This window comes from Rubrivivax albus, from assembly GCF_004016515.1.
In the GTDB taxonomy this organism is placed as follows: Bacteria; Pseudomonadota; Gammaproteobacteria; order Burkholderiales; family Burkholderiaceae_C; genus Rubrivivax; species Rubrivivax albus.
The window spans coordinates 45,975-57,008 of record NZ_SACT01000008.1 but is presented as its reverse complement, the minus strand read 5'-3'; the positions used below and the strand labels follow the sequence as shown (position 1 = coordinate 57,008).

Below are 11,034 nucleotides of genomic sequence, written 5' to 3'. Positions count from 1 at the left end.
AAGGTAGCACTCCGGCGTCAGGCCGGGCGGCCGGCGGACCCGTGCAGAATCCGGTGGGTCCGGGTGGCTGGCCCGGCTCTTGCAAACCGCCGACCTGCATGCCTGTTCCCGACCGCCTGGCGATCCGCGGCGACCTGCTCGATCTGGTCGCAGCGCCCGCGCTGACCGACGCCACGCCCGACGGTGGTGCCGCGGTGCGCTTCACGCCGGACCACTGGCTGCTGGTCGAGCGCGGCCGCATCGTCGGCCGCCAGGCACACGACCCGGGTGACGCCTGGCAGCGCGAGGATCATCGCGGCCGGCTGGTGCTGCCGGGCTTCATCGACACCCATGTGCACATGCCGCAGCTGGACGTGATCGCCAGCCACGGCGCCGACCTGCTGGACTGGCTCGACACCTACACCTTCCCGGCCGAACGCCGCTACGCCGACGCCGAGGTCTCGCGCGTCGGCGCCGAAGCCTTTGCCGACGCGCTGCTGGCGCACGGCACCACCGCGGCAGCCGTCTTCCCCACCGTGCATGCCGTCTCGGCCGATGCGATGGCCGCCGCCACCCATGCCCGCGGCATGCGCTGCATCACCGGCAAGGTGCTGATGGACCGCAACGCCCCAGACGGCCTGCGCGACGCCGATGCTGCCAGCGCCGACCGCGAGCTGCGCGCCGGCATCGCGCGCTGGCACGGCACCGGCCGCCAGGCGCAGGCCGTCACCGTGCGCTTTGCCCCCTGCAGCACGCCGCAGCAGCTGGCCCTGGCCGGGCGGCTGATGGCCGAGGTGCCGGACCTGTACATGCAGACGCACGTGGCCGAGAACCGCGACGAGGTGCGCTGGGTGGCCGAGCTGTTCCCCGACGCGCGCAGCTACCTCGACGTCTACCACCGTGCCGGCCTGCTGGGCCCGCGCGCGGTGCTGGCGCACGCCATCTGGCTCGACGATGCCGACCGTGCGCTGCTGGCCGAGACCGGTTCGCAGATTGCCCACTGCCCCACCAGCAACCTGTTCCTGGGCAGCGGGCTGATGGACTGGCAGGCGCTGCAGGGTGCCGGTGCGGCGGTCTCGCTGGCCAGCGACGTCGGCGGCGGTACCAGCCTGAGCATGGTCCGCACCATGGCCGCCGCCTACCAGGTGCAGGCGCTGCAGGGCGTGAAGTTGGGTGCCTGGGCGCTGTTGCACGCCGCCACGCTTGGGGCGGCTCGGGCGTTGCGGCTGGACCACGAGATCGGCAGTCTCGAGCCGGGCTGCCTGGCCGACGTCTGCGTCTGGGACTGGGCCACCGGCCCCGTGGGCCGGCGCCGCGACGCGCTGGCGCAGACGCTGCATGAACGGATCTTCGCCTGGATCACGCTGTCCGACGAGCGGCATCTGGTGCAGACCTGGGTCGCCGGCCGGGAACGCCATCGCCGAGACGCCACAATGCCGCCCCGGGAGGAGCACCGTTGACCACCCCGCGACTCGAACTGCGCGGCATCCGCAAGGCATACCCGGCCGTCGTGGCCAACGACGACGTGAGCCTGCGCGTGGCGCCGGGCGAGATCCACGCCGTGCTCGGCGAGAACGGCGCCGGCAAGTCCACGCTGATGAAGGTCATCTACGGCGCCGTGCGGCCCGACGCCGGCGAGGTGCGCTTCAACGGCCAGCCGGTGCAGGTGGCCAGCCCGGCGCAGGCGCGCCAACTCGGCATCAGCATGGTCTACCAGCACTTCAGCCTGTTCGACACGCTGACCGCCGCCGAGAACGTGTGGCTGGGGCTGGACAAGGCGCAGCCGCTGGCCGAGGTCACTCGCCGCATCCGCGACGTGGCCGGCACCTACGGCCTGGACATTGACCCGCAGCGCCCCGTGCACACGCTCAGCGTGGGTGAGCGGCAGCGCGTGGAGATCGTCCGCGCGCTGCTCACCGACCCCACGCTGCTGATCCTGGACGAACCCACCTCGGTGCTGACGCCGCAGGCGGTGGAACGCCTCTTCGTCACCCTCCGCCAGCTGGCGGCCGACGGCTGCAGCATCCTCTACATCAGCCACAAGCTCGACGAGATCCGCGCGTTGTGCCACCGCTGCACCGTGCTGCGCGGGGGGCGCGTCACCGGCGAGGTGGACCCGGCCGAGCACGACAACGCCAGCCTCTCGCGGCTGATGATCGGTGCCGAACCGCCGGCGCTGACGCACCGCGACCTGAAGGCCGGCGAGGTGGTGCTGCAGGTGCAGGCGCTGGACCTGCCCAAGGCCGACCCGTTCGCCGTCGAACTGAAGCGGCTGCAGTTGCAGGTGCGCGCCGGCGAGATCGTCGGCATCGCCGGCGTCAGCGGCAACGGCCAGCAGGAACTGATGGCGGTGCTGTCGGGCGAAGACGACCGCGCCGCGCCGGCGAGCATCCGCCTGTTCGGGCAGGACATCGCGAAGCACTCGCCCCGCCGCCGCCGCCACGAAGGCCTGCACTTCGTGCCCGAGGAGCGCCTGGGCCGAGGCGCCGTGCCCACGATGAGCCTGGCCCACAACACGCTGCTCACGCGCACCGCCGGCATCGGCCCTGGCGGCTGGCTGAAGCTGGGCCAGGTGCGGGCGCTCGCGGCGCACGTCATCCAGCGCTTCGGCGTCAAGGCCGGCGGGCCCGGGGCGGCGGCGAAGAGCCTGTCGGGTGGCAATCTGCAGAAGTTCATCGTCGGCCGCGAGATCGACGCGCAGCCCAAGCTGCTGATCGTGGCCCAGCCCACCTGGGGCGTGGACGTGGGTGCGGCGGCGCTGATCCGCGGCGAACTGCTGGCGCTGCGTGACGCCGGCTGCGCGCTGCTGGTGGTCAGCGAGGAGCTGGAGGAGCTGTTCGAGATCAGCGACCGCCTGCACGTCATCGCCCAGGGGCGGCTGAGCCCGAGTCTGCCCACGCGCGACGCCACCGTCGAGCGCATCGGGCAGTGGATGTCCGGGCTGTGGGAAGACACACCGGAGGCGGCCGATGCTGCGGCTTGAAGCGCGCCCGGAGCCGTCGAAGGCGCTTTCGCTGGCGTCGCCGCTGATCGCGCTGGTGCTCACCGCGGTCATCGCCGCCATCCTGTTCGCGCTGCTGGGCAAGGACCCGGTGCGCGGCCTGGCCATCTTCTTCGTCGAGCCGCTCAACGGCCTGCGCGCCGTCAGCGAGGTGGCGCTGAAGGCCACGCCGCTGATCCTGTGCGCGCTGGGCCTGGCCGTGTGCTACCGCTCCAACGTCTGGAACATCGGCGCCGAGGGCCAGCTGCTGCTCGGCGCGGTGGCCGGCGGCGGCATGGCGCTGTGGCTGGGCACGCTGGGGCTGGACGCCGGCCGCGGTGCGCTGTCGCCGCTGGTGCTGCTGGCCGGCCTGGCCGGCGGCATGCTGTGGGCCGGCATCACCGCGCTGCTGCGCGACCGCTTCAACGCCAGCGAGATCCTGGTCAGCCTGATGCTGGTCTACGTGGCGCAGCAGCTGGTGAACTACCTGGTCTTCGGGCCCTGGAAGGACCCGCAGGGCTTCAACTTCCCGCAGACGCCCACCTTCGACCCCAGCACCTGGTTGCCGCCGCTGTGGCGCGGCACACGGCTGCACTGGGGCGCGCTGGCGGTGCCCGTGCTGGTGCTGTTGGCCTGGATGTTCCTGTTCCGCTCGTGGCGCGGCTTCCAGCTGCAGGTGGGTGGCCTGGCGCCGGCGGCGGCGCGTTATGCCGGCTTTTCGTCGCGCAGCGCGCTGTGGCTGGCGCTCCTGGGCTCCGGCGGCCTGGCCGGTCTGGCCGGGGCCATGGAGGTGGCCGGGCCGCTGCGTCAGCTCACGCCGCACATCAGCACCGGCATCGGCTTCACCGCCATCATCGTGTGCTTCGTCGGCCGGCTGCACCCGGTGGGCATCGTGTTCAGCGGCATCCTGCTGTCGATGATGCTGATCGGCGGCGAACTGGGGCAGAGCCGGCTGGGCCTGCCGAATGCGCTCAGCGGCGTGTTCCAGGGGCTGCTGCTGTTCCTGCTGCTGGCCTGCGACACGCTGGTGGCGTATCGGGTGAAGTGGGGCAAGGCATGAATGAAGCTGCATTGCTGATCGCCGCCACCATCGCGTCCGGCACGCCGCTGGCGCTGGCCGGCCTGGGCCTGCTGCTCAACGAGAAGGCCGGGGTGCTGAACCTGGGTGCCGAGGGCATGATGCTGGTGGCCGCGATCGCCGGCTTCGCCACCGCGTCGCTCACCGGCAGCCAGGGGCTGGCCTTCGCCGCCGGCGCCGGCGCGGGTGCGTTGATGGCCGTGGCCTTCGGCGTGCTGGTGATCTGGCTCAACACCAACCAGTACGCCACCGGGCTGGCGCTGTCGATCTTCGGTGGCGGCTTCTCCGCCTTCGTCGGCGTGGCCTTCGTCGGCAAGACGCTGGGCGAGCCGGTGCAGTACGCGGTGCCGCTTCTCGCCGACATCCCCTGGCTGGGCACGGCGCTGTTCCGCCAGCACCCGATGGCCTACGCCGCCATCGGGCTCACCTTCGCTATCGCCTGGTTCCTCTACCGCAGCCGTGCCGGCCTGGTGCTGCGCGCCGTGGGCGAGTCGCCGGAGTCGGCGCACGCGCTGGGCTACCGGGTGCGGCTGCTGCGCCTGGCCGCCGTGACCGCCGGTGGTGCGCTGTGCGGCCTGGCTGGTGCGTACCTGTCGGTGGTCTACGCACCGTTGTGGGTCGAAGGCCTGGTGGCCGGGCGCGGCTGGATCGCGCTGGCGCTGACCACCTTCGCCACCTGGCGGCCGGCACGCGTGTTGCTCGGTGCCTACCTGTTCGGCGGCGTGACGATGCTGCAGTTCGCGCTGCAGACGGCCGGCGTGCAGGTGGCCAGCCAGCTGCTGGCGATGCTGCCCTACATCGCCACCATCGTCGTGCTGGCGCTGATCAGCCGCAACCCGACCTGGATCCGCATCAACATGCCCGCGTCGCTGGGCAAACCCTTCCATCCCGGCACCTAGAATTCCGACTTCCTCCGAGGAGCCTCTGTCCATGACCGACCTGTCCAAGCGTTCCCTGTTCGTCCTGGCCGCCGCTGCGGCCGTCGCCGGTCTTGCCGCCTGCGGCAAGAAGGAAGAACCCGCGCCGGCGCCCGCCCCGGCCGCCGCACCCGCCCCGGCACCCAAGCCCGAGCCGCTGAAGGCCGCCTGGGTCTACGTGGGCCCCGTCGGCGACGCCGGCTGGACCTTCGCCCACGACCAGGGCCGCAAGGCCGTCGAGGCCGAGTTCGGCGACAAGGTGGCCACCACCTTCGTCGAGAAGGTGCCCGAGGGCGCCGACGCCGAGCGCGTGATCCGCGACCTGGCCGCGCAGGGCAACAAGATCATCTTCGCCACCAGCTTCGGCTTCATGGAGCCCATGCTCAAGGTGGCCGCCGAGTTCCCGGACGTCAAGTTCGAGCACGCCACCGGCTACAAGACGGCCGACAACATGCGGCTGTACGACGCCAAGTTCTTCGAGGACGCCTACCTGGCCGGCGTGATCGCCGGCAAGATGACCAAGACCAACACCCTGGGCTTCGTCGCCAGCTTCCCGATCCCCGAGGTGCTGCGCAACATCAACGCCTTCACGCTGGGTGCGCAGAGCGTGAACCCCAAGGTCAAGACCAAGGTGGTCTGGGTCAACACCTGGTTCGACCCGCCGAAGGAAAGCGACGCCGCGCAGAGCCTGATCAACGGCGGCGCCGACGTGCTGCTGCAGAACACCGACTCCACCGCGGTGCTGCAGACGGCCGAGAAGAACGGCAAGTACGCCTTCGGCTGGGACAGCGACATGAGCGCCTTCGCACCCAACGCACACCTGGCGTCGTGCATCGTCGACTGGGGTCCGTACTACAAGAAGGCCATCAAGGACGTGATGGACGGCACCTGGACCACCGGCCGCACCGTCTGGGGCGTCAAGGAAGGCCAGAACGCGCTGGTCAAGATCTCCGACACCGTGCCGGCCGACGTGAAGGAACAGGTCGAGAAGCTCTCGGCCGGCATGAAGGACGGGACGTTCGCCGCCTACACCGGCCCGGTGGTGGACAACACCGGCAAGGAGCGCCTGCCCAAGGGCGAGGTGGCCACGCAGGAGTGGCTCGACAAGATCGACTTCTACGTCAAGGGCGTCGAAGGCAAGGTGCCGACCGGCAACTGATGGCCAGCTGACCCACCCGCGGTGATGGCCATGGCCACCGACGCCCCCAGCGGCGTGCCGGCCGAGGCGCGCTTCTGGCAGCCGGTGGCCATGGTCGATGACCTGGCCACCGTGGGCGGGCCGCCGCTTCCGGTGCGCCTGCTGGGGCACGACCTGGTGCTCTGGCGCGGTGCCGGCGGTGTGGCCGCCTTCGACGACCGTTGCCCGCACCGCGGCGCCGCACTGTCGCTGGGCCGCGTCGTCGGCGGGCAGCTGCAGTGCGCCTACCACGGCTGGCGCTTCGACCCGATGGGCCGCTGTGTGCGCATCCCGGCGGCGCCGGATTTCGTGCCACCCGATGGCCATGCGGCGGGCACCTGGCGGGTCGCGCAGGCCCATGGGCTGTGGTGGGTGGCGCGCGACCCCGTCGAGCCGACGCCGCCGGCCTGTGTCGGCGTGCCGGCCCGACGTGTGGTCTGCGGGCCCTACACCGTGGAGACCAGCGCACCGCGCCTGATCGAGAATTTCCTCGACACCTCGCACTTCGCCTTCGTGCACGAAGGCTGGCTGGGTGACGCGGCGCACCCCGAGGTGCCGGCCTACGACGTGCAGCACACGGCCGACGGCCGCCCGCTGATCCCGCACTACCGCGCCTGGCAGCCGCGTGCGTCGGCCTCGTCGGCGGAGGGCGCGTGGGTGGACTACCGCTACGAGGTGCTGGGGCCGTACGCGGCGCTGCTGGTCAAGCAACCCGAGGGTGGCGGTGTGGCCGATGCGTATGCCGCCTTTGCCTGCCCGGTGGACGAGGAGCGCTGCCGAGCCTGGTTCATGCAGTTCACCACCGACACCGCCACGCCCGATGAGGCACTGCAGCAGTTCCAGGACACCATCTTCGGCCAGGACCGGGCCGTGCTGGAAAGCCAGCGGCCCCGGCGCCTCCCAGTCTCAGGCGGTGAGGTGCACAGTGCGGCCGACCGGCTCAGCGCCGCCTACAGGCGCTGGCTGCAGCATTCAGGTGTGACCTTTGGCGTCTGTTGAAGGACCGCGGTAGCGTTATGGCCACAAGTTTGCTCTCCGGGTGACGATCATGTGTCCGATGGCCCTGGTCGGGGTCCCAAACGGAGCGCGCACATGGATCTAAGCAACGCCTCGCAGGCCCACGCGGAATGGAAAGTCAAGTTCGGCATGGCCATTCAGCAGAAGAGCAAGATGGATGCGTCCAGCATTGCGATGGACAACTGCTGCCCCTTGGGACAGTGGCTGCATGGTGAGGCCAAGGGTCTGTACAACCGACTGCCTGCCTATCGCGAGTGCCTGGGCAAGCACGCCGAGTTCCACCGCGCCGCCGGCCAGGTGGCCGCCGCCATCAACCGCGGCGACTACGCCGGTGCCAGCGCGATGCTGGAAGCGGGGACACCGTATGCGGGTGCTTCCTCGGCAGTGGGGTCGGCCATCCTTGGACTGAAGAAGGCGATCTCTGCTCCGGCGACGGTTTGACGGTCCGCGGTGTCGCCACTTGGCGGCACTGTCCAGCTGATCTGGTTCAGGGGCCGAAGTCCCCGGGCGATGGCGTTGCGGCATGGCCCTGCGTCACCGAAGTGACGGCCATGCGGTCCAGAGCAGTCGATGATGGCATGGCCCTGAACTTCAGGTCGCCGGACGGCGTCAGCCATGCCAGACACCACTCTCCAGACTGGAATCTTCGACCTGCCCGGTCTGCGTCTGCACGCCGCGGTGCAGGGCGAGGGCCCGCTGGTCATCTTCTGCCACGGCTTTCCGGAAGGCTGGCGCAGCTGGCGTCATCAGCTCGCAGCGCTGGCTGCTGCCGGCTACCGCGCGGTGGCGCCGGACATGCGCGGCTACGGCGGCACCGTGTCGACGAAGCATCCGGAGGGTGCCCTCGGCCCCGAGCAATCCACCATGCTGCACCAAGCCGGCGACCTGGTGGCCCTGGTCAAGGCCCTGGGCGAGACACAGGCGGTGCTCGTGGGCCACGACTGGGGCGCGCCTGCGGTCTGGTACGCGGCACTGATGCGGCCGGACGTCTTCCGCGCCGTCGCCGGGCTGGCCGTGCCCTTCGTGCCACCGTCGCCGGTGGACCTGCTGATGGCCTATGAGCGCCAGGGCGTGCACACCTTCTACATGCAGTACTTCCAGGCGCCGGGCGTGGCCGAGGCGGAGCTCGACGCCGACCCGGAAGCCACGCTGCGCCGCGTGTGGTGGAGCATGTCCGGCGACGGCCCCGATCGCGTGGTGGCCGGCGTGCTGCCGCCCGGTGCCGGCTTCCTGGACGTGACCGAGGAACCCGACCCGGCGCGCCTGCCCGCCTGGTGGGACACCGACGACCTGCGCGCCACGGCCGAGGACTTCCGCCGCCGCGGCTTCGCCGGCGGCCTGAACTGGTACCGGGCCATCCGTCGCAACGCCGAGCTGATGGCGCCCTGGTACGGCGCCGTGATTCGGCAGCCGTCGCTGTTCATCGTCGGCGAGCGGGACGACCTGCTGGCCTTCCCGGGCGTGCGCGAACGGCTGAAGGATCTGAAGCGTGCACTGCCGGGCCTGCGGGGGCAGCACGTGCTGCCCGGCGCCGGCCACTGGGTGCAGCGTGAGCGCGCTGCCGATGTCAACGCGTTGCTGGTGGCGTTCCTGCGCAGCCTTGACGGGCCGTCAGCCGCCCGGTGAGTCGGGTCACTGCCCCGCGCGCAGCCGCCGCGCCGACAGCGACCCCAGCACGCCCACGCCGGCCAGCCACATCGCCAGCGTGCCCGGCTCCGGCACCGGCGCGGCCAGGCCGAAGGCGTGGGTGCTGATGCGGTAGATGTCGCCGAGCTCCGGGTCGCCGACAGTGAAGCTGAATTCCATGATCTGGCCGTCCTCGAAGCGCGCCGGGTCGATGGGCTGCGACGGGATCGTGGCGTAGTCGGCCAACCCGTCGGCGTTCGTGTGGTCGTACAGATAGACCGCCAGGCTGTGGTTGACGGTGTCGGGGAACAGGTCGGTGCCGGCGAAGTCGTAGGCGTCGAGCACGACCGCGTCCTCCACCGGCGTGAAGAAGCGTGGTGCATCGTCCTCCAGCGACAGGAAGGACCCGCCCGAGGACGACTGCCAGGTCCACTGCAGGGCCCCCACGGACACGGTCATCGACTGCAGAAGGTCGGTGAAGCCGGCGGCGCGCGTGTTGGCGAAGGCGTAGTCCGGCGCCACCGACGCGTCGTAGACCATGGACACGCTCATCGTCTGGCCGACCAGTCCGAGGCCGCTGTCGTCGTCGACCAGCCCGGCGTAGGTCGCCTGGACGGTCTGTGCGGTGGCGGGGAGCGCCGATCCCAGGGACAGCGCGGCGAGCATCAGCAAGGTGGGGCGAAGGGTCATGGGGAGTTCCTGCGGAGCATCGACAGTGGAGACGGTGCCTGTTGTAGCGGCCACCCCGTTACATCCCGGTTAACCGTGCCGGCACGGCTTGCCGCTTGCTACAGTGCCCGCAACCCCGGAGACCGCCCCATGAACTTCGACGCCATCCCCCGCCAGCAGCTGCCGGCCCTGCTGCGCACCATGCCCAAGGCGGAACTGCACCTGCACATCGAAGGCTCGCTGGAGCCCGAGCTGATCTTCCGCCTGGCTGCGCGCAACGGCGTGGCACTGCCCTACGCCAGCGTCGAGGCCCTGCGTGCGGCGTACGCCTTCACCGACCTGCAGAGCTTCCTCGACATCTACTACGCCGGCGCCAGCGTGCTGATCGAGGAGACCGACTTCTTCGAGATGACCTGGGCCTACTTCCAGCGCGCCGCGGCCGACAACGTGGTGCACGCCGAAATCTTCTTCGACCCGCAGACGCACACCGCGCGCGGCGTGCCGATGGAGAAGGTCATCCTCGGCCTCCACCATGCGGCCGAACGGGCGCACCAGGAACTGCGGATCTCGTCGCGACTGATCCTGTGCTTCCTGCGCCACCTCAGCGAGGACGAGGCCTTCGCCACCCTGGAGGGGGCGCTGCCTTACCGCCGGCACTTCATCGGCGTGGGGCTGGACAGCAGCGAGCGCGGCCACCCGCCGGAGAAGTTCTCGCGCGTGTTCGCGCGCTGCCGCGAACTGGGGCTGGAGGTGGTGGCCCACGCCGGAGAGGAGGGCCCGCCGGCCTACATCCGCACGGCGCTGGACGACCTGCAGGTGCGCCGCATCGACCACGGCGTGCGCTGCACCGAAGACCCCACGCTGGTGGAACGGCTGGCCCGCGAGCGCGTGCCGCTCACCGTGTGCCCGCTGTCCAACGTGAAGCTCTGCGTGTTCCCGAACCTGGCGCACCACAACCTGCCTGCGCTGCTGGACGCCGGCCTGTGCGTCACCGTGAACTCCGACGACCCGGCCTACTTCGGCGGCTACGTCAACCAGAACTACCTGGAGCTGTTCGCGGCGCAACCCGGTCTGGGCGCGCGCGAAGCCTGGCAACTGGCGGCCAACAGCTTCGAGGCCAGCTTCGTCGCCGACGCCACCAAGGCCGCGTGGCGGCTGCAGCTGGACGCAGTGTTCCGCGCGGCCGGGGCCTGACTCAGGCCGCAGGGGCGGCGGCCGGTCGCTTGTCGCGCAGCAGCACGACCAGCAGCGACAGCAGCGCGCCCGCGCCGGCCATGAAGATCGTGCCCACGCCCCAGACGGCCCACACGACCACCGGCGCGGCGCCACCCATCCAGCCCAGCGTCCACTGCACGGTGTCGATGGCCAGTTCCGCCAGCGCCTGCCAGCCCGGCACCCAGGCGTCCAGCCAGGCGCCGAAGGGCACCTGGTCGAGCAAGGGCTTGAGGTCGCCCAGCCATTGCTGGTGGTCCAGCCGCAGCAGTTCGTACAGGCCCCAGCCCACCAGGGACCACAGGGCCACCCCCAGGGCCACGAACACCCAGATCGCGATCAGCATGGCGGCCATTCTGCCGCCGCAGCCGGCGCAACA

Annotated in this window: 11 protein-coding genes; 9 read left to right on the top strand and 2 right to left on the bottom strand. The window is 70.9% G+C overall.

Going from position 1 to position 11,034, the window contains the following annotated elements; all coding sequences use genetic code 11:
• Positions 1-98: 98 nt before the first annotated feature.
• The 8 genes from guaD to ENE75_RS19705 all read left to right on the top strand — a co-directional run bounded on the left by guaD (position 99) and on the right by ENE75_RS19705 (position 8,774).
• The gene (gene guaD / locus ENE75_RS19740; protein WP_128200065.1) at positions 99-1,439 is read left to right on the top strand and encodes a guanine deaminase; all 1,341 of its coding nucleotides are present in this window, start codon (positions 99-101) and stop codon (positions 1,437-1,439) included.
• Positions 1,436-2,962 (top strand): ABC transporter ATP-binding protein, encoded by a 1,527-nt coding sequence (locus tag ENE75_RS19735; RefSeq protein ID WP_199232368.1) that lies wholly within the window; start codon positions 1,436-1,438, stop codon positions 2,960-2,962. Before guaD ends, ENE75_RS19735 begins: the two co-directional genes overlap by 4 nt.
• A complete protein-coding gene (locus ENE75_RS19730) occupies positions 2,949-4,019 on the top strand; it encodes an ABC transporter permease (RefSeq protein ID WP_128200063.1) in 1,071 nt (356 codons plus the stop codon). The genes ENE75_RS19735 and ENE75_RS19730 overlap by 14 nt, the downstream gene beginning before the upstream one ends.
• Complete coding sequence (locus ENE75_RS19725) at positions 4,016-4,936, top strand: ABC transporter permease (protein ID WP_128200062.1); 921 nt, start codon at positions 4,016-4,018, stop codon at positions 4,934-4,936. Before ENE75_RS19730 ends, ENE75_RS19725 begins: the two co-directional genes overlap by 4 nt.
• A 31-nt stretch (positions 4,937-4,967) precedes the next feature.
• Entirely contained in the window at positions 4,968-6,113 is a 1,146-nt protein-coding gene (locus tag ENE75_RS19720; RefSeq protein WP_128200061.1) for a BMP family ABC transporter substrate-binding protein, read from the top strand.
• A gap of 30 nt (positions 6,114-6,143) precedes the next feature.
• Positions 6,144-7,130: a Rieske 2Fe-2S domain-containing protein gene (locus ENE75_RS19715; protein WP_128200060.1), complete on the top strand. Its 987-nt coding sequence runs from the start codon at positions 6,144-6,146 to the stop codon at positions 7,128-7,130.
• 93 nt (positions 7,131-7,223) lie between these two features.
• Positions 7,224-7,589, top strand: a complete 366-nt coding sequence (locus tag ENE75_RS19710; protein ID WP_128200059.1) for a CZB domain-containing protein — start codon at positions 7,224-7,226, stop codon at positions 7,587-7,589.
• Between the two features lie 174 nt (positions 7,590-7,763).
• On the top strand, positions 7,764-8,774 hold the full coding sequence (locus ENE75_RS19705; protein ID WP_128200058.1) for an alpha/beta fold hydrolase: 1,011 nt from the start codon (positions 7,764-7,766) through the stop codon (positions 8,772-8,774).
• Positions 8,775-8,780: 6 nt separating this feature from the next.
• Here the strand turns inward: ENE75_RS19705 and ENE75_RS19700 are convergent, their stop codons facing one another.
• Entirely contained in the window at positions 8,781-9,464 is a 684-nt protein-coding gene (locus tag ENE75_RS19700; protein WP_128200057.1) for a PEP-CTERM sorting domain-containing protein, read from the bottom strand.
• Between the two features lie 129 nt (positions 9,465-9,593).
• Here ENE75_RS19700 and ENE75_RS19695 point away from each other — a divergent pair, with 129 nt between their 5' ends.
• Complete coding sequence (locus ENE75_RS19695) at positions 9,594-10,637, top strand: adenosine deaminase (RefSeq protein WP_128200056.1); 1,044 nt, start codon at positions 9,594-9,596, stop codon at positions 10,635-10,637.
• A gap of 1 nt (position 10,638) precedes the next feature.
• Here ENE75_RS19695 and ENE75_RS19690 read toward each other — a convergent pair whose 3' ends face one another.
• Positions 10,639-11,001, bottom strand: a complete 363-nt coding sequence (locus ENE75_RS19690; protein ID WP_128200055.1) for a hypothetical protein — start codon at positions 10,999-11,001, stop codon at positions 10,639-10,641.
• Positions 11,002-11,034: the final 33 nt, after the last annotated feature.